The organism is Acinetobacter sp. NEB149, assembly GCF_012516415.1.
Lineage (GTDB): Bacteria > Pseudomonadota > Gammaproteobacteria > Pseudomonadales > Moraxellaceae > Acinetobacter > Acinetobacter lwoffii_V.
In genome coordinates this window covers 737479-763535 of sequence record NZ_CP051208.1, presented here as the reverse complement: position 1 = coordinate 763535, position 26057 = coordinate 737479, and the positions used below count along the sequence as shown (strand labels likewise).

General features: G+C 43.3%; 24 protein-coding genes. 5 read left to right on the top strand and 19 right to left on the bottom strand.

Annotated features, from left to right (window positions below):
* Window positions 1-256: 256 nt before the first annotated feature.
* The 3 genes from paaZ to HGD77_RS03540 all read left to right on the top strand — a co-directional run bounded on the left by paaZ (window position 257) and on the right by HGD77_RS03540 (window position 5123).
* Window positions 257-2368: a phenylacetic acid degradation bifunctional protein PaaZ gene (gene paaZ, locus HGD77_RS03550; RefSeq protein ID WP_168730700.1), complete on the top strand. Its 2112-nt coding sequence runs from the start codon at window positions 257-259 to the stop codon at window positions 2366-2368.
* Window positions 2369-2562: 194 nt separating this feature from the next.
* Entirely contained in the window at window positions 2563-4002 is a 1440-nt protein-coding gene (locus tag HGD77_RS03545) for a spinster family MFS transporter (RefSeq protein WP_168730699.1), read from the top strand.
* A gap of 185 nt (window positions 4003-4187) precedes the next feature.
* A complete protein-coding gene (locus HGD77_RS03540) occupies window positions 4188-5123 on the top strand; it encodes a tRNA-dihydrouridine synthase (RefSeq protein ID WP_216077186.1) in 936 nt (311 codons plus the stop codon).
* Between the two features lie 52 nt (window positions 5124-5175).
* On the opposite strand, the gene HGD77_RS03535 is transcribed toward HGD77_RS03540, so the two are convergent.
* The 4 genes from HGD77_RS03535 to rpe all read right to left on the bottom strand — a co-directional run bounded on the left by HGD77_RS03535 (window position 5176) and on the right by rpe (window position 8059).
* Entirely contained in the window at window positions 5176-5838 is a 663-nt protein-coding gene (locus HGD77_RS03535; RefSeq protein ID WP_168730698.1) for a nuclease-related domain-containing protein, read from the bottom strand.
* A gap of 34 nt (window positions 5839-5872) precedes the next feature.
* Window positions 5873-6355: a methylated-DNA--[protein]-cysteine S-methyltransferase gene (locus tag HGD77_RS03530; RefSeq protein ID WP_168730697.1), complete on the bottom strand. Its 483-nt coding sequence runs from the start codon at window positions 6353-6355 to the stop codon at window positions 5873-5875.
* A gap of 72 nt (window positions 6356-6427) precedes the next feature.
* On the bottom strand, window positions 6428-6745 hold the full coding sequence (locus HGD77_RS03525; protein ID WP_168730696.1) for a DMT family transporter: 318 nt from the start codon (window positions 6743-6745) through the stop codon (window positions 6428-6430).
* Window positions 6746-7372: 627 nt separating this feature from the next.
* Window positions 7373-8059 (bottom strand): ribulose-phosphate 3-epimerase, encoded by a 687-nt coding sequence (gene rpe, locus HGD77_RS03520; protein WP_005247170.1) that lies wholly within the window; start codon window positions 8057-8059, stop codon window positions 7373-7375.
* A 168-nt stretch (window positions 8060-8227) separates the two neighbouring features.
* Here rpe and HGD77_RS03515 point away from each other — a divergent pair, with 168 nt between their 5' ends.
* A complete protein-coding gene (locus HGD77_RS03515) occupies window positions 8228-8506 on the top strand; it encodes a DUF2218 domain-containing protein (protein WP_004730701.1) in 279 nt (92 codons plus the stop codon).
* 44 nt (window positions 8507-8550) lie between these two features.
* Here HGD77_RS03515 and HGD77_RS03510 read toward each other — a convergent pair whose 3' ends face one another.
* The 9 genes from HGD77_RS03510 to HGD77_RS03470 all read right to left on the bottom strand — a co-directional run bounded on the left by HGD77_RS03510 (window position 8551) and on the right by HGD77_RS03470 (window position 16921).
* A complete protein-coding gene (locus HGD77_RS03510; RefSeq protein WP_168730695.1) occupies window positions 8551-9690 on the bottom strand; it encodes a M48 family metallopeptidase in 1140 nt (379 codons plus the stop codon).
* Between the two features lie 11 nt (window positions 9691-9701).
* Window positions 9702-10799, bottom strand: a complete 1098-nt coding sequence (locus HGD77_RS03505) for a YjgN family protein (protein WP_168730694.1) — start codon at window positions 10797-10799, stop codon at window positions 9702-9704.
* A 120-nt stretch (window positions 10800-10919) separates the two neighbouring features.
* Entirely contained in the window at window positions 10920-11756 is an 837-nt protein-coding gene (fghA, locus tag HGD77_RS03500; RefSeq protein ID WP_168730693.1) for an S-formylglutathione hydrolase, read from the bottom strand.
* A 43-nt stretch (window positions 11757-11799) separates the two neighbouring features.
* Complete coding sequence (locus HGD77_RS03495; protein WP_168730692.1) at window positions 11800-13182, bottom strand: C13 family peptidase; 1383 nt, start codon at window positions 13180-13182, stop codon at window positions 11800-11802.
* Window positions 13183-13302: 120 nt separating this feature from the next.
* The gene (locus HGD77_RS03490; protein ID WP_168730691.1) at window positions 13303-14124 is read right to left on the bottom strand and encodes a class I SAM-dependent methyltransferase; all 822 of its coding nucleotides are present in this window, start codon (window positions 14122-14124) and stop codon (window positions 13303-13305) included.
* Window positions 14118-14942, bottom strand: a complete 825-nt coding sequence (locus tag HGD77_RS03485; RefSeq protein ID WP_004279167.1) for an undecaprenyl-diphosphate phosphatase — start codon at window positions 14940-14942, stop codon at window positions 14118-14120. The genes HGD77_RS03490 and HGD77_RS03485 overlap by 7 nt, the downstream gene beginning before the upstream one ends.
* A 16-nt stretch (window positions 14943-14958) precedes the next feature.
* Window positions 14959-15624, bottom strand: coding sequence for a tRNA (adenosine(37)-N6)-threonylcarbamoyltransferase complex dimerization subunit type 1 TsaB (gene tsaB / locus HGD77_RS03480; protein ID WP_168730690.1), 666 nt, complete (start codon window positions 15622-15624; stop codon window positions 14959-14961).
* A 136-nt stretch (window positions 15625-15760) separates the two neighbouring features.
* Complete coding sequence (locus tag HGD77_RS03475) at window positions 15761-16288, bottom strand: gamma carbonic anhydrase family protein (protein ID WP_171521913.1); 528 nt, start codon at window positions 16286-16288, stop codon at window positions 15761-15763.
* A 24-nt stretch (window positions 16289-16312) separates the two neighbouring features.
* A complete protein-coding gene (locus tag HGD77_RS03470; protein WP_168730689.1) occupies window positions 16313-16921 on the bottom strand; it encodes a CoA pyrophosphatase in 609 nt (202 codons plus the stop codon).
* A 123-nt stretch (window positions 16922-17044) separates the two neighbouring features.
* On the opposite strand from HGD77_RS03470, the gene HGD77_RS03465 reads away from it, so the two are divergent.
* Window positions 17045-17593, top strand: a complete 549-nt coding sequence (locus tag HGD77_RS03465; RefSeq protein ID WP_168730985.1) for an NUDIX hydrolase — start codon at window positions 17045-17047, stop codon at window positions 17591-17593.
* 58 nt (window positions 17594-17651) lie between these two features.
* Here the strand turns inward: HGD77_RS03465 and HGD77_RS03460 are convergent, their stop codons facing one another.
* The 6 genes from HGD77_RS03460 to HGD77_RS03435 form a co-directional block, all read right to left on the bottom strand.
* Window positions 17652-19583, bottom strand: coding sequence for a hypothetical protein (locus HGD77_RS03460; protein ID WP_168730688.1), 1932 nt, complete (start codon window positions 19581-19583; stop codon window positions 17652-17654).
* Window positions 19584-19604: 21 nt separating this feature from the next.
* Window positions 19605-20780 (bottom strand): putative pilus assembly protein FilE, encoded by a 1176-nt coding sequence (filE, locus tag HGD77_RS03455; RefSeq protein WP_168730687.1) that lies wholly within the window; start codon window positions 20778-20780, stop codon window positions 19605-19607.
* Window positions 20781-20787: 7 nt separating this feature from the next.
* On the bottom strand, window positions 20788-22452 hold the full coding sequence (locus HGD77_RS03450) for an OmpP1/FadL family transporter (RefSeq protein WP_168730686.1): 1665 nt from the start codon (window positions 22450-22452) through the stop codon (window positions 20788-20790).
* A 13-nt stretch (window positions 22453-22465) separates the two neighbouring features.
* Window positions 22466-23671 carry a hypothetical protein gene (locus HGD77_RS03445; protein ID WP_004646032.1) on the bottom strand — a complete coding sequence of 402 codons (1206 nt, stop codon included), beginning with the start codon at window positions 23669-23671 and terminating at the stop codon, window positions 22466-22468.
* 34 nt (window positions 23672-23705) lie between these two features.
* Window positions 23706-24539: a C39 family peptidase gene (locus HGD77_RS03440; protein ID WP_168730685.1), complete on the bottom strand. Its 834-nt coding sequence runs from the start codon at window positions 24537-24539 to the stop codon at window positions 23706-23708.
* Window positions 24540-24727: 188 nt separating this feature from the next.
* Window positions 24728-25822: a DUF6160 family protein gene (locus HGD77_RS03435; protein ID WP_168730684.1), complete on the bottom strand. Its 1095-nt coding sequence runs from the start codon at window positions 25820-25822 to the stop codon at window positions 24728-24730.
* Between the last annotated feature and the right edge of the window lie 235 nt (window positions 25823-26057).

The window sequence follows — 26057 nt, the reverse complement described above, 5'->3', positions numbered from 1 at the left end:
CTCACTTATCCCAAGTGTTGATACACTCAAATTAAAACGATACGAAATTAAAATCAATATCTATTTATTGGTATCATTTAATTTTCACCCCTTATTTTTAATAAATATTTGTTTTATATAACTTAATATTTTTTATTTTATTGTTACGCATTTTTAAATACAGATTTATGATTGACATTTTCAATTTTTCAACACAAATTATGAAACATCAAAATTAAAATACATCTCAAAACGTATCATAAATGGAGTTTTTACAATGTTAGAGTTAGACAGCAGCTCAAGCACAACGGATTATCAAGATACTGCATCAACCCATAATCCTATTGCCATCAAAAGCTTATCTTCACTGGTGTACGGCCAGGAATACGCAGCGCAAGCCGATTTACGTACGGTTTATCATGCCATTAGCGGTGAAGCGGTTTATCAGGTCGGCAGTCAGGGCATCGATACCCAAGCCGTGGTGAAGTATGCCAAACAAAAAGGCGCGACTATTGCCACATGGACCTTCCATCAACGTGCCAATGCACTGAAGCAAGTGGCTCAGTATTTGATGGAACGCAAAGAAGACTTTTATGAGCTTGCCAAAGCAACCGGCTGTACCCGTAAAGATGCCTGGATTGATATTGAAGGCGGGATTGGCACCTTATATGCTTATTCGAGTTTGGTGCGTCGTGAACTGAGTGATGAAACAGCATGGGTCGAAGATGCCTGGATTCCTCTTTCTAAGCAAGGTAGCTTTGGCGCGAAACATATTCTGACGCCTAAAGCCGGTGTCGCCGTGCATATCAATGCCTTTAACTTTCCGATCTGGGGCATGCTGGAAAAAATCGCACCGACACTGCTGGCAGGCGTACCCTGTATTGTCAAACCGGCAACAGAAGGTGCCGAGCTGACCCACGCCGTGGTCAAAGCTATTCATGAAAGCGGCTTTTTACCAGAAGGTTCACTTCAGCTGATTTGCGGTCAGATTTATGATTTATTTGATCATTTAAATCCTCAAGATACGGTCACCTTTACCGGTTCAGCATCAACAGGACAAAAACTCCGTTCTCATCCGCACCTCAATGCCTACTCGATTCCATTCACCATGGAAGCAGACTCGGTCAACAGTGCAATTTTGACGGCGCAAGCCAATGATGAAACGATTGATTTATTCGTCCGTGAAGTTTTCCGTGAAATGACCTCTAAAGCCGGACAAAAATGTACCGCAATTCGTCGTGCATTCATTCCGGCTGAACTTTTGGACACCGTACAGAGTCGCCTAATTGAAAAACTGAAAAAAGTCGTTGTGGGTGATCCGGCTCAGGAAGGCGTGACGATGGGTGCTTTGGCCAGCGTCAAACAGAAATATGATGTCGCGGCAAAAGTTGAACAGCTCAGCCAGGATGCAGAGATCGTATTCGGTAGCCACTTGCGTCAGGACTTTAAGATTCAAGTACAAAACGCTGAAAAGTCTGCATGCTATCCACCGACAGTTTTGGTATGCAAAGTGCCAGCTCAGGCAGAAAATATCCATAAGATTGAAGCCTTTGGACCTGTAGTGACTTTAATGCCATATACTGACCTGGCTCAACTTGCTGACCTGGTGGCACGTGGCGAAGGTAGTCTGGTGGCATCCATCGTACGCAATACCGATGAAAATATTGAACAACTGCTCAGCAAAATTTCGCCATGGCATGGTCGTGTACACATTCTGGATGCTGAAAGTGCCAAAGAAAGTACCGGACATGGTTCGCCATTGCCCTTACTGGTGCATGGTGGGCCAGGACGTGCCGGTGGTGGTGAAGAACTCGGTGGCTTGCGCGCAGTCAAACATTATATGCAACGTACTGCGATTCAAGGCTCGCCAAATGCCATGACCCAAGTCGGCCATAGCTGGACGGCTGGAGCTCAAGTCTTTGAAGACCGCGTGCATCCTTTTAAAAAATCATTTGATGAATTGCGTATAGGCGAGCGTTTACTGACTGCACGACGTAGCGTGACCGAAGCAGATCTGGTGAATTTCGGCTGTCTGAGCGGTGATCACTTCTATGCGCATATGGACAAGATTGCTGCAGCAGAATCGCTGTTTGGTGAACGTGTTGCCCATGGCTACTTTGTGGTATCTGCTGCGGCCGGTTTATTCGTTGATGCCGCTCAGGGCCCAGTCATTGCCAACTATGGCATGGACAACTTGCGCTTTGTAGAACCGGTGAAAATTGGCGATACCATTCAGGTAGAACTGACCTGTAAGCAGAAAACTCCAAAAGCACTGCGCGATCCGGCACAGAAGCCACATGGTGTCGTGGTCTGGGATATTAAAGTAAAAAACCAACGCAATGAACTGGTTGCAACCTACGATATTTTAACGCTGGTTGAGCGTGGCTAAAAATTTAAACTCAAAAAAAGGAATCATTATGATTCCTTTTTTTTGCCTTTAAAAATTATTTGTATCTATTTTTAAAAACAGATTGACGTCTCTCTATTTAGGCTCTAGATTAATTAAATACGATACAATATAAAAATAACAAGCATATTAAAAGTATCAAATAAATATCTCAAACGATCAGCACAGGATGTTGCATGATGAATGATAAATCGCTGAACCTAGAAATGGTTGAAAGGACGATTCAACCAACAAATCAAAATTTTGAGCCTACACCGACAGAAACGGCTGTGCCGCTGTCTGAACAGATTGAACCGCCACCGGAAAGCAGCACCTATCAATGGTATGTGGTGGTCATTTGTATGATGGCTTACATTCTGTCATTTGTAGACCGTCAAATTTTATCGCTCATGATTGAACCGATTAAAGCCGATTTAATGCTGAGCGATACTCAGTTTAGTCTGTTACAGGGTCTGGCCTTCTCCTTATTTTATGCCATTATGGGCTTGCCCATTGCCGCATTGGCGGATCAAAAGTCACGGATTAAAATTATTGCAACCGGGATTGCATTCTGGAGTCTCGCTACAGCGGCTTGTGGCCTCAGTAAAAACTTTATTCAAATGTTTATTGCACGTCTGAGTGTGGGTGCCGGTGAAGCTGCGCTTTCCCCTGCCTTTTATTCAATCGTTGCCGATTTATTTCCGAAAGATAAATTAGGCCGTGCACTCGGTGTATATGCGATTGGTGCCTTTATTGGTTCGGGCCTAGCTTTCCTGATTGGCGGCTATGTGATTGGCCTGCTAAAAGATGTCAGCTTCGTAGCCTTACCCCTCATTGGTGAAGTGAAAACCTGGCAACTTACCTTTATGATTGTGGGTCTTCCAGGCGTATTACTAGCCCTACTCATGGTGCTGACGGTGCGTGAACCTGCACGTAAGGGTATGAAAGTCGATCAGGATGGCCAGGTCATTAAAGCCTCTTTCAAAAATTCGATTGGTTTTATCAAGACACATAAAAAGACCTTCTTCTGTCATTTTATTGGCTTTTCTTTTTACACCATGATGCTGTATTCGCTGCTGGGCTGGGCACCTGCCTATTACATGCGTAATTTCGGTCTGGATGCGAGTCAAACCGGTTATATCCTCGGTACGATTATTCTAGTCGCGAATACTTCGGGTGCCTTATTCTGTGGCTGGTTGATCGACTTCTTCTCGAAACGTGGCTATAGCGATGCTGCAATTCGTACCGGTGCGATTGGCTGTGCAGCGCTGATTATTCCGAGTGTGCTGTTTACTCAGGTCGATAATATGCAGCTTTCATTTGCGCTGATTTTTGTGGCGATGTTCTTCTCCACTTTCCCGATTCCTGCATCGGCTGCTGCTACGCAAATGCTGACACCAAACCAGCTACGCGCACAGGTATCTGCCAAGTTCCTGCTGGTTTCAAACCTGATTGCCTTAGGCGTCGGAACCACCGCTGTGGCATTAATCACGGATAAATATTTCCAGAATACCTTAATGGTTGGTAACTCGATCTCGATCGTCAATGCGATTGCCGGATTGATTGGTTGCTTCCTGTTGTACAAGGGCTGTCAGTATTATCGTGAGAGTATGAAAGTCGAGAAACTGGCTGATTAAAATAGCTGGATATCGCTAAATCATCCTAAGCTTCACTTTTAAAGGCCTTTAATCCACATTAAAGGCCTTTTTATATCAGCCCAAAAAGTTCAATTTTCAGGTACTCATCATTCAATTCCGATCCAGCCTAGACAGGCTGCCTAAAAAAACGTATAACACCGTTTTAAATTTACAGGTGTGCACCGTTGAAACTTGTGCTTGCTCCCATGGAAGGCTTAACCGATCCGATTATGCGTGATGTGCTGACATCCGTAGGTAGCTTTGACTGGTGTGTGACCGAGTTTATCCGTGTCACCGATTCCCTTCTGCCCGATCATATTTATCATACTTACTGCCCGGAACTGTTGAATGATGGCAAGACGGCAGCAGGTACACCGGTACATGTCCAATTCTTAGGAAATAATCCGGAGATGCTGGCAGCGAATGCCGCCAAAGTGGCAGCCATGGGTGCACCGGCAATTGACATGAATTTTGGCTGTCCGGCCAAAACCGTGAACCGTCATCGCGGGGGCTCAGTCCTTTTAGATGAACCCGAAGTCGTACATGAGCTGGTTAAAGCCGTGCGTGATGCCGTTCCTGCACATATTCCGGTTTCTGCCAAAATGCGTCTGGGTTATATGGACCGTAATTTCATGCTGGAAAATGCCCATGCCATTGAAGATGCTGGAGCAGCGTGGGTTACCGTTCATGCGCGCACCAAAGCCGATGGCTATACTCCGCCCGCATTCTGGGACCAGCTACAACCGATTCGTGAGACACTTAAGATCAATGTGATCGCCAATGGTGAAATCTGGAACAATGCCGATGCCAAACAGTGCCGTCTGGAATCCGGTTGCGAAGACCTGATGATTGGCCGTGGTGCAGTGACCACACCCGACCTGACTCAATGTATCCGTCAAAACTCGGATGCACCTTTGATGAAATGGAATGAACTGCTACAACTGCAAATTCGTTTTATCAACGGCCCAGCCAAAACTGAGATCGGGATGGTCGGTCGTTACAAGCAATGGCTCGGCATGATGTCGAAACATTATCCTGAAGCCAAAGCATTATGGGATGAAGTAAAACGGATTAAAGTTCTGGCCGAGATTACCGAAAAACTGAAAGCTTCAAATATTTAAAACCAAAAAGCCTTTGAATGATTTAAAGGCTTTTTTATGGACTCGTAAAAGCTTATGACTGCTTAAGCTGCTTTAAATTTTCTACATGCTCCCGATTAGTTTTCCAAGATTTTTCTAAAACTTCTTTTTCTAGCCGCAGTTGTATCCGTTTTAATTTCGTTTCAGAAATCATCTGTTGATCAAAACTTTTCACATAGTCGGTCCAGCCCGCCCCCCGAAATACATGATTTGGCATCGGCGTTTTAAACACGGCATCTGGCATAAATACAATCACAGAATGCAAAAGATCTGGTTCCACAATATTTGCCAGTAGCTGCTCCAATACTTTGATGTGCTTATAGTTTTGATGAATCGGATTCTGAAATTTATAACTGTGTTTATAGATTTTCTGGGTCCAGGTTTTTTGTCGCTCGTTTCCAAATATCCAGCCTTTATAGTTTTTAGTCTCAATCACAAATATTCCGTAAGGACTTAATAACAGATGATCGATCTGCGTGGTCGCGCCTGTCCCGTCTGGAAGAGTCAAATCATTGAGCAGAATATATTGAAGATCTTTTAAATACAGTTTGACATGGGCAGCAACCGCAAATTCTCCTAATTTCCCTTTTAAAAATGGCTTGAATAATTTAAAAATCATCACGCCAAAGAAAAGCAGAAGAATCCACCCTAAGCTGGACCAGAATGGACTTAATAGCTGTATGGTAGAATGTTCCATATTCTAATTTTCATTTGTTTTAAGTGTTTAAATATTAATGCGTTCGCTCAATATTTAACAGGATTTCTTTTTTATCCAAACCACCGGCAAATCCTACCAGCTTGCCACTGCGACCAATCACCCGATGACAGGGTGCAATAATCGAAATCGGGTTTTTGCCATTGGCTGCACCCACGGCGCGTACTGCCTTGATATTACCCACCTGTTCAGCAATGTCACGATAGCTTCGGGTCTGTCCGTAGGGAATATTCAGTAGCGCCTGCCAAACTTTTTTCTGAAAATCAGTACCGGCAAAGTCCAAAGGCAGGTCAAAAACATTGCGCTGACCGGCAAAATATTCCTGGAGCTGACGTCTGGTTTCAATCAAAACCGGATGCTGCGGATCTTCAACCAAGGTCGCCAGTTTCACCCGATTCGGCTGTTCACAGTCCCAAAGCACAGCCACCAGCGCGGTTTCATTCGCGACCAGTTGTAGCTGACCTACGGGAGAATCCATATAGAGATAACTTAAGTTCATGATGGCGCCCTGTCCCAATCACTGAGTTCATTTTCTATATTAACCCAGTTCACCGAGACAGGCAGAAACAAATTATGAAGAGGATACTTTCATCAGTACCAGACCGGAAATGATGAGTACGGCAGCCAGCATACGCAATGCTGTAGCAGGTTCACCCAGAACCCAAATACCGATGAGAAATGAACCCACTGCACCAATCCCGGTCCAGATCGTATAGGCTGTACCTAGCGGCAAAGTACGCATCGCATAAGCCAGTAAAGCAAAACTGAGTACCATGAAGACAATGGTAATAATACTTGGAGTGAGTTTGGTAAATCCTTCAGACAGCTTCATCGAATATGCCCAAACGATTTCAAAAATACCCGCAAGAATAAGTACGATCCAGGCCATGCAGCCTCCTCCTTTTATATAAGAATCAGGCCGTCCTGACGATTTTTCCTGTAAATTCCGATACGTAATTCACAAGGGAGGTCGTTCCTCCTAGGTGTAAAAATTTGATAAAACCGCGTTTCAGCAATCTGGCTATTTTTACAAAACATCACTTATCGAGATACAACTTAACTTTGTCTTACTCAAATCTTCACGACATTCATGGCTACTCTGGTTATGGTAGATTTTGAAAATGCCAAGTCAGAAATAGTTCTAATAATCGGGCAATTCATTCACAACAATTACATGAGAATGGACTCAGAATATTAAGTTATACACATCAATTAAATTTAAACTTTGTCTGGAGAAATTACATAATGAAACACAAATATACGACACATTGATCACTTTTTGCCTGGTTCCATTATCAACCTATGGTGAATAAATAACCACCAAACACAAGGGTTATAAGCAATAAAAAAGAACCCGATTTGAGTTCTTTTTATACAAATTTTGTCTAAATCGCAATCAATCAGGCTACAAACGATTACATTTTATGCAACATATCCATATGGTTATCAACATAGATATCTACACACTTATCCATAAAGTTATCCACATATTTATGCACTTATGAGTTTTTAACGATTACAGTTGAACCTGCCCTACTCTCGCTAATTCCGTACGCATTTCATCAATCACAGCTTTATAATCCGGCTTGCCAAAAATAGCTGAACCAGCTACAAACATATCGGCACCCGCTTCGGCAATTTCACGAATGTTGCTTGGCGTAACGCCACCATCGACTTCCAGACGAATATCACGACCTGAAGCATCGATCAGTTTGCGTGCCTGACGCAATTTATCCAAAGTCATTGGAATAAATTTCTGTCCGCCAAAGCCCGGGTTCACGCTCATGAGCAGGATTTGATCGACTTTATCCAGCACATAATCAAGGTAATGCAGTGGCGTTGCCGGATTAAATACCAAGCCCGCTTTGGCACCACCCGACTTGATCAACTGTAAAGAACGGTCAATATGGTCAGAAGCTTCCGGATGGAAAGTGATGATATCAGCACCTGCTTCAAGGAAATCTCCGATCATGCGATCCACCGGCTTAACCATCAAATGCACATCAATTGGCGCCTTGATCCCATAATTTTTCAAGGCCTTGCAAACACCCGCACCAAAAGTCAGGTTCGGCACATAATGGTTATCCATGACATCAAAATGGACAACGTCTGCACCTGCTTCCAACACGTTCTCGACTTCTTCACCTAAACGGGCAAAGTCAGCAGATAAAATAGAAGGGGCAATTAAATAAGGCTTGGACATGGGAGAACCTGGCTTGTTGAAATTGGATTTTTCCTATTATATCAAATCCGCTCCGGCTACTGTGATTCGATGTTGCAAGATTAAAACGCTGTGTAACGCTTTGAGGCTTATGCCGACATCACCGCCTGGTTTAAAGTGCAGGATAATGATGAATAGTGTAGAAGACTGATGAAAAGTATTGCCCATATCCAGACGCAACAAGCTTCACGAATTGCCAAACGCCTGGCCAATCACTGGAAACATAAATTTAATATTGATGAAACCGAACAAAATTTCCTGATTCATTTTCCAAGTGCGGAAGTGAACCTGATCCCAGAGGCAGATCATCTTACCGTAACGATTCAAAGCACAGATGAATTTACTGACCTGAATAAACTCGAAAATGTCGTGCTGGATCATCTGATCCGTATGGGACAGGAACATCTGACTGCCGACTGGCAAAGATAGGGACTAAAATGCCTTGATGATCAAGGCATAGCAATGATCAGAAACTAAATACGATGATTCGCCTGTTCATTAAAGGCATGAATACGCTCAATTCTTTTATCCAGTTCGGGATGTGATTCCAGATATTTTTTAAACTTCCCGATCAGGCGAATCCATTTCAGTTCGGTTTCTGTCAGATGCCGGTCTTTTCCATCGATATTGAGAGTGAAATTTTTCATTTTTAAGGTTTGCGATTCCTCTGCCAGTATTCTGGCATTTTCCACCCGCTGCAAAAAATTAGACAAGTGAATACTGGAAATCTGCTGTTGATGCCAATGCTGCATGGCATAGTCATCGGCATCCAGTTCAATCGCCTGCGAATATCCGGCATCGGTCAACACGACTACAGAGGCTGTGACCACATCACTTAAATCTCCAGTCACCAAGGCAAACAGTCCCGCGACACCCAGATTAGAAATCACTTTTTGCATGCTGTGCTTCTGTACCAGATGGCCTTGTTCGTGGGCCAGTACTGCGAGGACTTCCTCATCGGTGCCGCTGATTTTCACCAGTTCATCAGTCACAATAATGGTGTTATTCGGGATGGCTGCGGCATTCATGCCCATGCTTGATCCACCTTGACGGAAAATAATTTTTGCAGGTTTTCCTACAGCAATCTTTTGTTCATACAAAGTTTTTAATCGCATCTGCTGTTCTGCCGGGAGTGTACTTGGCTGGGTCTGGGCAATTAACTGCTGCTCTGTCCGGTTGCCTACTTCAACCAGAGTCTGCTCCGGAAGAAGTTTTGCCAGCTGTTTGGCAGTATAAGGAATCCCCCATTTTAAAATCACAATCACTGCACTAATCACGATGATCATGGAAAAGAAAATCAGGATTGGTGAACGTTCAAACTTCCAGATCGCATGATAAATATCTTTATGCTTAATCCCGAGCCAATGCGGCGCTTTGCTTAAAAACTCAATCCGACGCTCTTCAGGCAACTCAATAATCGGTTTACGACCACCGACACCACCAATGTAGGCCATGTCCGGATAAGCAAAATAAAAATCTGCATCGCTAACTTGTGCTGGAACATCCTCATCAAGTTTCAGGGCAATCCCTTGTTGCTGATCCGGTACAATCCAGGCACGGCGGGCTTCAGCGAGAATTCCGTCATAAAACTTAACTTCGACAGGTCGTTTCATCACATTTACTCCTATAGCGATGCATCGAAATCAAATACGTCCAGGATTTCATCAGCCAAAGCACTCGGGTCAGGTTGCAAGATATGCTCAAGATTAGTTTCATCGTCTGCTACATAGAGTTCCAGATGGTTCAACTGATATTCATATAAACGGATGGCAGCCCAAGGCGTCATTAAGCCCAGACTAAGAACACGCACTATCCAGTTGCTCAGCACAATCCAGCTATAACGCCAGGTAGTTACCCGTGTTTTAAAGTAACTTTGACCAAGCTCCACATGATTCCAGGTAATGAGGTATAAACGTGCAGAAATGACCGGCCAGACCAGCGCCAGACAAAGCAGATAGCTAAGCAGTAAACCCAGACTAAACAAATTGGTTCCAATCCGGTCCACCCAGTACACTACTGCTGCAAGCCAGCCAATACCAACCAGCAGGCAAACACCCAAGGGCAGATAAACGGCAGACATAAACTTGGACCAGTTAATATTCAGCTTGAATTGCAACTGACCAATCGATAAATGATTAAAGCAATAGCGTTTATAGAGCCAGATCATCACCGGACTAAACAGCAGCAAAGTAAAGATATTGATCAGGATGGCCAGAAATAAGACCCTATAAGCCTCGCGGTTGCTGCCATTAAAATAAAAACGCACATTGCCATATTTGCTATTTCTAGCCTTGAATTTCAGCGTCATCCGAATGAGCCAGGGCAAACACAGCGCAGCGACCATCAATAAAGAACTGGTGGCAAGGATTGAATAGTTGGTCAGTACAACGGTGACCAGATACAGTTCCAGTGCAAACAGACGACCCAGCAGGATCCGGCTCGGCATGGCCACAAAGTCGAAGCGATGTTTTAAAAATTGGGTATTGCCGTAGAAATAACGCATACGGCGTGCTTTGGCCCAAGGACTGTACAAGGTCAATGTCACAATGGTCAGCATCAGATTCACCATCCAGATACCAAAATATTCGGATGCACTGCCATGAAATCTGAATCCATATCGCTGATATTTCGGTCTGACCGAAGGCGTGGCTTCAGTCGAAAAACTTGAAGCAGCTGGAAATAATGACTCACTGACACGAATACCGTCTGCTGTCTGCTGCATGACGACCCCAATTTTTTATACTTTTATACATCTGATATTAAAAGAAAAACCCCCGGAATGTAAAAACATTTTGGAGGTTTTTTAATCTTTTTGGCTTTGCTACATATCTGCAGTCCTACTTTAAGGATTTAACTGCACGGCATGGAATTGCAAATGATCATCTACGAAACTTTGAATAAAGTAATAGCCATGATCATAGCCCTGATGTTCACGCAAAGTTAGCGGCTGGTTCACGGCATCACAAGCTTGCTGAAACAGGGCTGGATTGAGCTGGTTATAGAACTGGTCCGAAAAACCCTGATCAATCAGGATATCGCTAAATAATGCGCCCTTTTCCTGAACCAAAGCGGTTGCATCATGTTTCAGCCATTCCTCTTTCTCAGTACCCAGATAATTCGAGAATGCTTTGTCGCCCCAAGGACACTGGCTCGGTGCACAAATCGGTGCAAAGGCTGAAACAGATTTAAATTTTTCTGGATATTTAAATGCCAGGGTCAATGCGCCATGACCACCCATACTGTGGCCAAAGATGCCGATCTTGCCGGGATGGATCACGAACTCCTCAGTGACCAGTGCATAGAGTTCATCCACAATAAAGCTTTCCATCTGGTAATGTTCAGCCCACGGCGTCTGGGTAGCGTTGATATAAAAACCCGCACCCTGACCGATATCCCAGTTGTCGCCTTCTGCCACGCTTTCACCACGTGGTGAGGTATCTGGTGTAATCAGAATCAAGCCAAGTTGCGCCGCCAAACGCTGTGCATGCGCCTTGATGGTAAAGGTTTCTTCGGTACAGGTCAAACCTGCCAGATAGAATAATGCCGGACAGCTGTGACCTTCTAAAGCTTGAGGCGGCAGAAAAATGCCAAATTTAGTCGGTGTTTTAAGATAGCGTGAATCAAAACGATAAATCCGCTGTTCACCTTCAAAGTTTCTATTGTTCTGTATAAGTTCCATGGCTATTCCTTATTATTGCAACCGGTCTGTGGATGACATTGATCTAGGGAGATGGTGTCGCCGTACTGGTCTGTGGAAATAAACGTTGCTCCAGTTGTGGCAACATCAATTCCATATTCTTGCCGATGACCCATTGCGGTTCTGATGGCTCAAAACCTTGAGCCGATTCCCATTTTGCTACGGTATCTGTGGCCTGGGCGAACGAGCTTTGCAAGCTGCTATTTTCACGCATGGCTTCATCAAAGAACGCACGGCCAAAATAGGTATAATCTGCTTCATTCGAACAGCCAAAAGACTGACGGTCAGCTGCCGAAGCCGTAATCACTAAGGTATTGTCATTCTGTAAGGCAGAAGCAAAACTGCCTGAAAAACATGCCGAGATTACGATCACGCGCCAACGTATGCCTGATGCATCTAGTGTTTCACGCAACCATTTTGGATCGACTTGTGCTAGATCCAGCGGTGCATTTTCCATTTCAAACACATTCGGCAAACCGTGAGAGGTCATATATAAAAACAGCACATCACTTTCCCGGTTCATCTGCTGCCCCATACGGCGTAATGCCAGCTCCATACTGGTTTTGGAAGCAATCGGCATGGTGGTACGTGTCGCTGGGTGATTAACCAAGGCAATCGATCGGCCAAAAGTACCAAAACGGGTATCAAACTGTTCTTTAATCCGCTCGACTTCAGAATGGAATACATCCTGATAGCTCGCTCCGGCCACCCCCATGAAATACCAGTGCGACTGTGCGAATTCACCGTATTCGATATTTTCCAGCGCTTTGTTCAGCAGAGTTGGCTGGGTATAGAAAGCATCTTCAGCAAAACTCGGTGGAATTTCTTCGACTTTCCAAATCGGCTGATCTTTGACTGAAATCTGCCAGACCACCAAGGTAAACAGGGTCGCCAGCATAATCAGCGCACGTTCCCACCACGGCCATTTTAATTCACGTGAAATCACCCAGACCACTGCCAGACTTTGCCAGACAAATAGCATGACAAAGAGCGTTGGAATATAGTCATAGAGGATATACGGTAGATAATCCAGATCACCCAGATACTGGATCAGGCACTGGAACAGCATGATATGGGTATCTAACACCAACCATAACAAGGCTGGCACCAGCATCAGGCGTGGATTATTGACCCGTTGCGAAAGAAAAATACCGACAATCAAGGCAATGAAAGGCCAAAGCGCATAACTGATCAGGCCTTGAGAGTTAAAATCTCCCATACGGCCTGAACTGAGCCAGCTAAACAAACTGTTGGCGCAGCCACCCAAGATCCCCCAGAACACCAGTTGCATGATGGATGGACGGACCAGTTGTAAAGAACGCCTCGACCCCAGAAATAACCACATCCCGGCAATTTGGTTGCTCTTAAAATCGTGCCAAAAATTAATGGAGGGTTTAAAGTCGATCATAGGATTTCAAGGAGATGAGTGGCTCGCTAATGTGCTGAATAAGTTTATGCTTGATAAGCATTTAATCAATGCTAATTTTAAATATATAACAAATCTTTGCTTAATAAAGAAGCCATTATCCTATTCAGCTACAAGTTCATGCTGAAAATACGCATCAAAGCGACAAGCATCGCCTTGCCATTGATGATTTGGCTCTTTTCCAGCCAGAAATACCGCCAGACGCGGACGTTTGACCACGACACGCTTGCCAATTTTCTGTGCCAGTTCTAAAAGGTTATCGCCCAGATCCATTTCACCATCTTCAGGCAATAACATATGCAACAGCTGCATCTGTTTTTTGACCTGTGCCTGCTTTTTGACTGCCTGCTGATTTTGATCCCGCTGTGGGAACATTGGATCAAGATAAACCACATCAACAATCTGCTGCTGCTCGGCCTGCTGTTTTAAATAATCGGCTGAATCAGAAAAGACCAAATTAATCCGCGACACGACCTGACTCAGGAATGCATCCGACTGGGCACGTGTATGGCTATCTTCAAGCAAGGTGAACAGAATCGGATGCCGTTCAACCAGGGTGACTTGCGCGCCTAAATGTGCCATCAACAGACTGTCATGCCCCAGACCCGCAGTCGCATCGACTAAGCTTGGTTTTTCACTTAAATTACAGGCGCGTGCAATCATTTCCGATTTCAACGATGCGCGTTTTAAACGCCCGGTTTCCGCTTGCCAGTCCGGTTGCATCTTCATGCCGTTGGCACATAACCAGAGTCCGTCAGCATCGACACAGAGTGCCAGTTCAGGATTTAAACGGAAAAAACGTGCATTGAGTTTTTCAACAGTTTCAATCTCGACCTGCACCCCACGAGAAGAAAGCACAGCCTCAAAGTGCTGTGCTTTCTCTTGATAGTCAGATTCGGTATATAAGCGAATCGCGCTTACCATAGTTTCCAACCCGTATAGGCAAATAATAAAATCAGCAGACCCGAAGCAATACGATACCAGGCAAAGATCATAAAGTCGCGTTTGGCCACATAAGCGACCAGCGCTCGGATTAATATCAATGCCGAGATAAAGGAAACCAGAAGCCCAACTCCGATCACGGTCCAGTCTTCAGTCGTATTTAAGACATCATAGCTTTGATAAAGATCCAGCAGGCCAGCACCGATAATGACCGGAATACCCAAGAAAAATGAGAATTCAGTCGCTGCCTTACGGGACACACCTAGGAACATTGCACCGATAATGGTTGCGCCTGAACGGGAAGTTCCCGGTATCAAGGATAAAACCTGAATCAGGCCAATCCAGATCGCATCTCTAATGCTGAGTTCTTCAACTTCATGCACACGGACTTGTGGTGGATTCTTTTCAATCCAGATAATGATCAAACCACCGACGATCAAACCAATGGCGATGGCAATATCATTAAACAGTAATTGTTTGACAGTTTGTCCCAAAGTCAGACCAATCAATATAATCGGAATAGAAGCTAGAATCAGGCCAATGCCTAAACGGCGACCTTGCGGTTCACCGCTGACAATCCCGGTCGCTGCACCCCAAAGACGTGCCCAATATTCATAAATAACGGCAGCAATTGCCCCCATCTGGATCGCGATGACAAATACATCACTCTTTTCCTTGGTCCAGAAATTCATTAATTCTGATGCCAAAATCAAATGGCCGGTACTGGAAATAGGCAAAAACTCGGTAATGCCTTCGATAATACCCATGATGGCCGCTTTGAGTAGCAGTAAAAGATCCATGCTTTATCCTAATTAATTATGCTTTACCTTGTTCTGGAATTTTTTTCCACGCGTTATCGCGTAAATATACGGGTAATGCCAATTCTGCACTGACCCAGTTTTCTGCTTGTGCCGCTGCACGTGCAATGCTGGCGATATCCTGTGCGGTCGCATGCACATCTTTATAAATTGAAGTTTCGCTTTGTACCAGTTCAGCACCTGAGCCAACCGGGGTAAAGCGCACAGCTTGGCTACCTGCTGCATAACTTAACAGTTGCTCATCATCGACCGGTTGCATAATCCCCTTCGCATCCAGTTGATAGCTCGCGATATAGACTTCGCTCATACGGGCATCCAATACCGCAGACACCTCAGTCAGACCATGTAAACGGTAGGCTGCTTGTGCCAAAGCCTGTAAAGTCGACACCGGAATTACCGGCACATCATTTGACCAAGCCAAGGCCTGAGTCACGGCAGCATTAATGCGGACACCGCTAAAAGAACCCGGACCACGACTAAAGGCAATCGCAGTCAAATCAGCAATGGCCAGCCCAAGATCTTGCAGACCTTGTTCAATCATCGGGAGAATCGTTTGCGTTTGTGCCTTGGCGCGCGCATCAAGCTGAAAAAATAGTTCTTGAGTATCATCGATTACAGAAGCGGAACACTGCTCATTGGCAGTCTCCAATGCCAGCACTTTCATGCACAACCTTAATTCAGAGAATATAAAAAACGCGGATATGATACTCCACTCATATCCGCTACGCGAGATTTTCCCGAAACAGATACAAAAATGCCTAGAAAATCTAGGCTTATGATTCACTCATTAAAAGAGTGCCTTAGAGTTGCACTTCTTCCAACTCCTGAAAGTTTTGAAAATGTTCAGCATAATGCATGGCGCTCATTGTTAATTTTTGAATACTGTCATCATCCAGCGTTTTCACCACTTTACCGGGTGAGCCCATCACCACGGAATTATCCGGAATGATCTTACCTTCAGGAATCAAGGCATTGGCCCCGATAATACAATTCTTGCCAATCACGGCATTGTTCAGAATGACGGCTTGAATTCCGATCAGGCTGTTATCTCCAATGGTACAGCCATGCAGCATGGCCTGATGCCCAATTGTCACATAATTGCCAATATTCATCTCAATGCCGGCATCCGTATGCAGTACTGCATTTTCCTGCACATTACTAAAGTCACCCAATTTAATTTTACTGTTATCTGCACGTACTACAGCCCCAAACCAGACACTGACTTGTCGTCCAAGCTCAACCTGTCCAATCACTGTTGCCGTTGGTGCCACCCAGCCATCCCATGGCTGATGTGTAGCGGTAGGTATATATCCCTGAAATTTGTACAACATTGATAAAATCCTATTCAATGGTTAAAAAAATTTGGAGCGTTTAAAAGTTGGAGAATTAAGCAAGAATGGCCAGTCTTTTTTATAATCCAGCCCATATTGAAATAAAGAAATCAACATACGTGCGGTCAAGCCCCAAACCACTTCATTTTCTACCCGCATACTCGGAAAATATAAGGATTGCTGAGCAAAGCGAACTTCATAAGGTGTGGGCGTCACTTCAAGTAAATGCTGCAATGGGGCAAAGAAAATCCGGTCGATTTCCGTCGGTTGTGGAATCAGCTTCACTTGCGGAGGAATCAGTCCCACAATCGGTTTGACCAGCATGCCATTGCGGGCTTTTTGCATGGGTAAATCACCCATTAAATGTACATCAAAAGGATTGAGAGCCGTTTCCTCATAGGCTTCTCTTAAAGCCACCACAATATTACTGGTATCTTGCGGATCGCGCTTGCCACCCGGAAATGAGACTTCTCCGGCATGATTATTCAAATAAGCTGAACGGCGCGTCAGTAATACTTTCGGGTCAGCTTCATCTGTAATTGCAATCAACACGGCAGCATGCGCAGATCGGATACGCTTGGAAAAACGTAAGCGTTGCTGCAACCTTTGTGTCAATTCACATGCATCCATTCTCTCAGCCCTGACGATGATCATAATTTCATCATAGCTGATTTTAGTCGGGGCGGGAGAGAAATGATGCCAAATTTTGCTTTTTCAGTTATCCTGAGCTTACTTTTATCATTGATGATGAATATGAACTTCTGTGTGAATTGTGGACATAAAACCACTGCTAAAATTCCTTTGGGCGATCAGCAAATTCGCAGCGTATGTGATTCATGCGGCTCTATTCATTACATTAATCCGAAAGTGATTTGTGGCGCTTTAGTCTTATTCGAAAACAAAGTACTGTTGTGCCGTCGTGCCATTGAACCGCGCTACGGCTTATGGACGTTACCTGCCGGCTATATGGAACTGTTTGAAACCATGGAGCAAGGGGCTGCCCGGGAAACCCGCGAAGAAGCCGAAGCTGAAGTAGACATTGAACAGCTGTACTGTATGTATAACATTCCGCGTATTGGTCAGATTTATGTGCTATTTAAAGCCAATCTGATTGATGGAAAATTTGGTGCGGGTGAAGAGACCATCGAAACACGTTTATTTGATGAAGTAGATATTCCTTGGACTGAACTTGCCTTCCCGAGTGTAGAACACACCCTCAGACATTATTTTGAGGATCGTAAAAATAATATTTTTCCAATGCATCTGGAAACCTTAGGCACGCGTCTAGACCACACGGGTTAAATCTAACATCCATAAAAAAATCCCATACCAAGATGGGATTTTTTATTTTTAAAGAATATTATTTGGCTTTGACTTGATAGCAATCCGCAAGCTTAAACTCAACTGAACCACCGTTTAATTTTGCCAGGCTAATATCTGCCAGTGTTTCACCCTCATTGTTATTATTATAAACTTTTTGAAAACTCGCATAGGTATTGGCCCATTGTACCCCATCCCCTGCCGAATTCAGGAAAGTTACACGCCCATTCTGGCCAACATTAGTATCCAACACATTAGACAAATTAAGCAGTGCACCACCGATCACAATCGAATCCCTAGAATCCGGTGAAGACTGGATGCGTGAGTCTACCCCTACCAATGCGCCATTGATATTACCAAACTTTTCATTGGCCAAAATCAGGCGCATGGAAACCGCTTTATCAGCCACAAATGCACGTCCCAAAGTTCCAAGGCGATATTGTTGTATGCCTTGATGATCTAAGAGCGTAGCTGCCAATACATCACCTTGACAGCCATTCACCGGATCAGTCGCAAAACTACTAGAGGATTGCATATTGGTGCGTACATCACCATTACTGTCAATTACAATTCCTAAAGTAATTGGGCTGACAGTGGTATCTGTAAATTTAAATTCCAGATTGGCATACATTGGGAAGATATATTTCTCCTTATCTGCCACGTTCTGCGCTGTTTTAAAGACCTGACGATCCAGATAACTAATTGGGAAAATCTTATATAGATCAACGCTTCCCGTATAGTTTTCACCATCGGCCTGCAAACGCCACAACCCCAAGTTGGCTTGATCGGAAGTATCCAGCGATTTTTTGTCAGTCACCATCTTATAGAAAGCTTCTTTACCGGCGATCACATAATCATTCAATAATCTGCCTTGATACAACTCAAGCGGAGTCGCATTATTTGCAATATTCAAGCGGTAAGGCGTGTTAATGGTTTTACTGGTTGGATGAATCCATGAACTTTGCGGATCAGCGGTCATTTGTACCGGTTTCACCTTACGGATGAGTTGAGCATTAATCCCCCCTAAGGAAGATAAATTTTCTTTAGCCAGAGTTAACTCATTATCACGCCATTGTAAGCCGCTGCCAAAGGTATAGCCCTGGCGATCGGTAATCAGCATAAAATGGCCAAATAAATATTTAGTATTCTTATTCTTAATATCACAAGGGCTTTGATTACAGCCCACCAGTCCATCTGAACCCGTCAGGTTACTACCAATTACGCCTGAAGTTGAGAATAATGAAAATTCTGGCTGATACACGGCTGCGTTAGCAATCGTCACCAGTTTTTTAACGGTGGCAAAAGCCACCTCATCCGAAATTGTGCTGATATCAACAAAATCTTTAATTTTGGTCGCCAAATCGGCATCCATCAGATTGATATTCTCACTGGTTTTCGCCAGGTCTTTACGCATCTCTTCAGTAATATACAAAGGTTGTACATCAGATGGATTAATAATACGCCCTTCTTCTAACGCCAAAGCTTGCAGAATTTTAACCAGACGCATGGCCACCTGAACGGTAGGATCATTAGGCACCAAATCACCTACCGGACGTCGAGCAATCCCAGTTGCAATATCGATTACACTTAAACGCGGCAGCTGGGTCTGGGCACTAAAACTGGCATAATCGCTGAGTTTAATTTGACCTAAATTAATCTTGCGTGAAGCAAAACTTTGAATATAAAACTCAATATTATCCGTCTTTTGACAGGTTCCAGAAGCAACCCCGTTTTTACTATCAAATAACGTAATAAAGGTATTTTCTGTATCGCTACTACAGTTAAAGTTCAAACCATCGAGCGGATATTCCAGCCCCCATTCCACACAGTTAGTTGTACCTGGGGTACAAGTACCATTGGTCGTGGCTTCATCATTTTTTTCTGGAATGACATTGGCACTTTCCCCACCACACCCACTCAGTGCCGTTAAAAGTGTGGTTAAAGCAAATGGAAATAATATTTTATTTTTCATCTTTTTGTACTCGAATAGTCCTTATCGAATGGCGACTAATTTTAGTTGTCCATGATTTATCAGCATCTTGTCTTCAACATCTATTGCTGAGGCCAAAGGCGTCAATAATATATATTCACTTTGAGCAGGAATCTGGAGAATCCCTTCGATACGCTCATGTTGAATAATATTCGCCTGTCCTTCCTGATTTTTAAAACCACCCGCCCCTTCAAGCACACAGCCACGACTGTCTAAAAATACAACAAAAGGCCAATAATACGTTGGATTTTTCTGGCTAGAGGCATAAGAGTTAATCTGAATATTCTGGATATCGGATTGAAGCTTTACCACTTCAAAATCAAATTCGTCTGCTTTAAGAGGCGCACGTGGCCAGAGGTTAACTGCTTTTTTAAGGCTGATTTCTTTAGCTTTTTTAATTTTCTTATCATTAAAACATTGCTTGCCCAAGCTATCAATGGTCTCCGACTGTGAAATACGATAATAACTTTGAGCCAGTACCACAGGACCGGAATCTACTTCTGGCGTTTGAAACAAGGATTTTAATACGGATTGTCCCACCCCTTTTTCACGTTCAATTGTCTGGATCTGGGTAGTTCCGATATTTTTATCCACGACTCCTTCGGGCATGCTATAGAAACGTTTTTTGCCTTCCAAATTAAATTCTTTATTTTCCAGATACTCACTATCCACATATTCAATGCCTTCAACCTGGCTAAATCCCGGCTTTTGTATGGTAGCAACAGAAGATCCAACTCCAGCATCAGGAGTTTGAATAGTTTGAGATCCAAGTATTAATTGTGGTTTAGACTGAATCTTTTCTTGCGCAATATGCGGTTGTACTGGTTGTACTGGTTGTACTGGTTGTACTGGTTGTACTGGTTGTACTGGTTGTACTGGTTGTACTGGTTGTACAACCATATTATGGTCATGCTTAGGTTTGACTTGTCCATTTTTTACGACGGACACTTTTTCTAAGTTTTGCTTTACAGGTGTGGACTGAACTGCTGCAGTTCCTACTGTTTTCGACAATCGAGATTTGTCCTCAATTTTTTTCTCTGCATTATTACGGGGTACGACTAATGGTCGTCCATCCGGACCAATAATCGTAATAAATTCTTTAGCGCTTGTATAAAAAGACACGGATACCAGACTTAATGCCAGTACCGCTGTCAATCCAACGTTCCCTGTCTTGATCATTTTTCCCTTACCAACGCGTGCGATAATTCAAACCTAAAATTGTAATTTTGGTATCTGTTTTTACGTTTAAACCTGCATATGGGTTTAATAACAGGTTATTTACCCCTGTCTGGTTGGCTAAACTACTGGTATTTGCTGGAATCTGATCTTTGCTACGCAAGAAACCAATTGATAGATCCAGATCAGTGTCTGCATCAAAACGGTAACCCACACCTAAACCAAATAACTGTGCACCATTGATCGGTACCATGGTATTACGCTTATTTTTTGGAATAGCACTGGTCCGTGGTTCATAACCTGCCCGAAGCTTCAAACGGTCTGTAGCGGAATACTCCATCCCGATACCAAAGTTCCACGGCGATTCAAATCCCATCGGTAAAGCCAAGGTTGAGTCAGTAACATTGGCAGACAAAATTTTGGCAATTTTTAGGGCTGAAATGGTACGATCAAATTCGAATTTAAATTCGTCCCAGACCTTGTAATCTGTCCAGCCAATATCAAAATTCACTTGCAAATCTGGCATCACTTTATATTTGATACCTGCCTGAAAATGCGCCGGATATTCAAAATCCTGCGACACCAGACCAGATTCACTCGATGGTATGTAATTAGGAAATCCAAGAATTGCAGCCAGAATCTGGCCGGTCGGTGAGGTCATTAAACCTTTAATCATTTCCTGAGGAGCTTTGGCATTATCAATATGATATTTACCTTTTAAGCGCATTTTTGCAGCACTTTGGTACACCATACCAAAACTAAAGTCTTCGCGCGGTTCCCACAATATTCCCAGGTTATAACTTGGGCTTAAGTTCTGCTCAAGCTCCAGTTGCATTTGACCAAACTTGCCAAATGGGTTCATCCCCTCATCCGCATTACAGATCCCGAGCAAAAGAATATCTGTAATAATGTCGGAATTTTCTTTAAACGGCGTACACACGACTTCGTCGATCATACGCAACATCCCAATCAACTCATTCGGGAAACGCAAGTCCGTTTTCATTCCGATGGCTTGATAAGACATCCCGATAGAAGCACCAATCGACAGTTGGTCATTGACCTCATAACCGATGGATGGTGACAGATAGGTAATCCGCTCTAAAGCAACCTGCTGTCCCATAAAGTTTGCCGGGTTCCCATCTTCATGACCAAAACCTGCCATGAGAGGAGCATAAACAGCAGTCGCATAAGTGGCTTTCGATCCAGGGGGATTGTATGCGATCCCCATCGTGGGTGCAGTCAAAGGAAGACCTTCGCCTAAATCCACCATTTTTTTCAGAAAAGGAACATACAGGCTGACATATTCCACATCGCCTTTGACTGGGCCTTTAAAATCGGTACACAAATCAGATGAAACTTCAGGACCGTCATTACAGACAATAGGATCATCAGAATAGCCAAATACGTTATATCCGGCGGGTACTGAAAACTCACGCTGGATATCAAAATTAGCCACAATGATTTGCTGTTCGGTTTGCAGCCCATTAATTTTAGTCAGTGCAGCCGGGTTAAAGTGGACCGCATTGACCCCTGGAGGATCTGCAGTGACAGCATTCCCCATGGATAGTGCACGTAAATCAACTGAAAGGTTGGTTCCCAATTGTGCAAAGGTATAACTTGAACAGCCCGCAAGAATAATTCCTGTTAATAACGGGCTAAGTCGAATGTTTTTCATACGACACCCCCTATTAACTAATTTTTTTACCAAAACCTAAAATATCAAGTGGGAATGACAGTCCCAACGAAACATCCGGTGCATCTTCGGTCAGCCCTAGGCCAACGGTACCATTAACAATGGTTTCTGGAGAGACTCGCACACCTAAGGAAATTGCAAAGGTAGAACTGGTCTGATCCGCAGCAGAATAACTTTCACCCGTGTTATAGCTAAATTCCGCACCGGTATTAAAGCTTTGCTGATAGGACATGGTCATCGAAACGTCATAGTTAAATGAATATGCGAAACCAAAGGCAAAGCCTCCACTAACACCAGGTTCAAACTCCTCAATAATTCGGCTACCTCGACGCTGATTTAGGCCTGATTCTTTAAAACCATAGTTCGCAGAAACTGATGCAAACAGCACGACTGGATCAATGTATTTACGCGTACTAGCACCTACTCCAGCAGAGTAATAACCCTTTCCTGCTGCTAGATCTGTCGCGGCATTAATTTCATAAGGACTATCACCCGTTTTAGTCGACAAATTTGCAAATAAAATCAGAGGCAGACGACCCGCTTTTAGTGGAAAGGGTTCCCAGCGAGCACCCAAACTAATATCGCCCAAACCTGCAGTAGACGTATCTTTTAACAAGTCAGTTTTGGCCACTAAAGGTAAGGATGCAGTCAAGGTCAGGTTATCTTTCACGCCATATTGGAAAGTGAAAGTATTGGTCATACTATGTGTTGCATTTTCTTGAACACGTAGTTGATACAATTGGCCCTGAGCCATTTCTATATCAAGTTGAGTGTCTCGATAATAGGTATAATCAATATCGTAATATGATGAAATTTCGCCTTGTTTTATCAGAGAGTATTGGCGTTCATTTGACGTAAATACTTCTTCCAGATTAGCTGCCTGAGTAGCATCTCCTTCTTGTTGCTGTAAAGCTTGAGATGCATCTACGACTTGGCCAGCCTGAGTCTCTACAGGTGATGCTGTTTCAACGACCGCCTCTTCAACTGCTTCATATTCACCTAGTTCTGACTCTTCTGCAGCCTGCGTTTCGACCTGCCCGGTTTGAGCCGGTACAGATGCAGCAGTTTCAACGACAACTTCCTCATCAACCGTTTCGTATTCACCTAGTGCTGGTTCTTCTGCAGCAAATGCAACGCCCATTACCATTTGAATGCTCAGTGCCAAGAACGTCTTGTTCATCCATTTACTGTTCATATCCATTTCACCATTTTAATTTTTATTACTGTTTTTCATTTTATTTATTCTTGTAATACAGTCTCAGGAAGTTATGTTGATATTCCCCAAATTTTTCTGACTCTGTATTACGATTACGGTCCATACGGATCGTAGAAGCTTTATCAGCAATTTTGTCCATATAAAATTGTGGATACTGCATGTCAACCAAGGCATAGCGATTGATCGTAGCATCTTCTACATGGCGCATATCTGATTCTTTTAATGCTAGAAATTTTTTGCGATATTGTTCAGGTACATTAATCAGGAACAAAGTGTTATTTTCCCAAATATCCTGAAAACGCCGTTCCTCAAAACTGATATTACCAAGTGCTGGATCTGCAACATAAACCCGGCCATTTTTATAACCTTTATAAACTACAAAATGCTTAAATCCTGCATAGGAAATCGGAACAATGGCGGGCTGATCTTGATTAACTAAATCTTTGAACTCCCCTCGATAGCCTCCACTTTCCAACCCTAAGGCTGACACAAAGCGCTTCATATCAAGCAGAGAAAAACTACGGCGTTCAACAATTTTATCCGTTTCACCGAATTTCATCAGCCCACTCATGACTTGCTGCTCATCCAGCTGCGTACCGACATAACCATTGAGCAGGGTCGTAAGCGCTGCCGAACCACAACTATAATCATAAGCCTGACGTACAATGCCCTGAAACTGATCCAGAAGTGCCGGTTTTACTTCTACAGCTTCACGGTGCATACGTACAAAAGAGTCATTTCTTGAATCAAGAACTTCAGTATAGTGAACAGCACCATTTGGCTGTTTTTTGATATCCAGAGCTTCTTTGGCAGCGTAATACATCAATGCCGAGCCCAACGCGATCTCTAACATAATTATGAACTTTTCTTATAATGGGCATGATGCGCCTATTTTTCTTTTTATAGAGCATTCACTCTACTTCCCTGTAACTAGAAAGATACCTTCTTTTTCAAAAAAATACAGCATTTTTTTTATTTTTTGGATAAATGATTTAGTCATAAAAAAAACGCGTGTAAACACGCGCTTTTTTTAAATGAAGATTAGTGACCAGAAATAGTAAAAATTGCACCTTTATTATAAGTACCTTGCTCAGGAGAGTAGAACGTTTGTAAACCTTGTACTTCCATATCACCAATTGATGATCTTGCTTCACGGTTACCCAAATGAATACCTTGAATGTATTGGTCCTTAGCGCCAGTATCCAGACTTACAATACGTACGTGCGCTGCCTTACCAATAGGAGCAGCAGCATCAGTACCCACATAAGCATCATTAAATACTGAAATGTTTTGGCTAATCGTCAAATCATTAGATTTCGCATTTGTAATTTTAATACTTTCAATGAAGATTTCACCCGCTGCTCTTGTCTGTAGATCTCCACTAAACAATACATCACCTGACACTGGATGCTTAACTTCAACATTTTCTGCCAAGATACCACCATTAGTTGAATTATCCAAAATACCTAAATTATTGATAGTTAAACCACCTTTCATTATGGTATTTAACTTAATCATTGCACCTTGTGGAGCAGCACCTAGTTGAATATTGGCATTCATCACACCAGTTTTAATATCCAAACCACTAATGATATCATTTACAACAGCACCACCACCTCGACGAATCGTATTCGCATTCTCACCAGCACCTTTTACGCCAGATGCAGTAACCCCAATTCGGCCAATTTTAATATCAAGACCCGATACTTGTGCAGCAACATTAATGAAAGGATTACCACCACCAGCATCTGAATCAATCACCAAGTCAGCAAGATTACGGGATTGAAGTAAGTAAGCGCCATTATCATCATAGTTAGCACCAATTACTACACCATGAGTTGCAGTAGTTGGATTAGCAAGAGCATTGGCGTCAGGCGCTGTATCAGTCTTACCACGAATTACGATCGCACCTGCATTGGGAGCAACCCCTGTTGTAGCATCCTTAATACCATTCAAACCGTCATTATCATGGATAAATAATTTTTCAATAGCAATTTTCGAGATGCCGATACCAATTGTTAAACCATCTTGACCCGTTGTTTCGCTTAGAGATGCATCATCCATTGCTTGCATCGCCATCGCATTGGCACTAAATGCAACTGAAGTCGCTAAAACTAATTTTGTAAATTTTTTCATTGTTTACTCTCCCAAGAGTACTATTTTTTTTGGTTGTGAATTACTCAGTGTTTAGGCTGTATTTTTTATTTTCTGACAGCTTAAGCATCTTTCCTTGAGTAATTTGCTAGCCCACTTAAATTAGCGTCGAGTCAGTTTTTGATCAACTGTTGTTGGTCGCAATCTGTCGCTTACCGATAAACGGTATTTCATGATTTAAAAATATTTTCCTCGCTTCTTGATATAAAATAGTGAG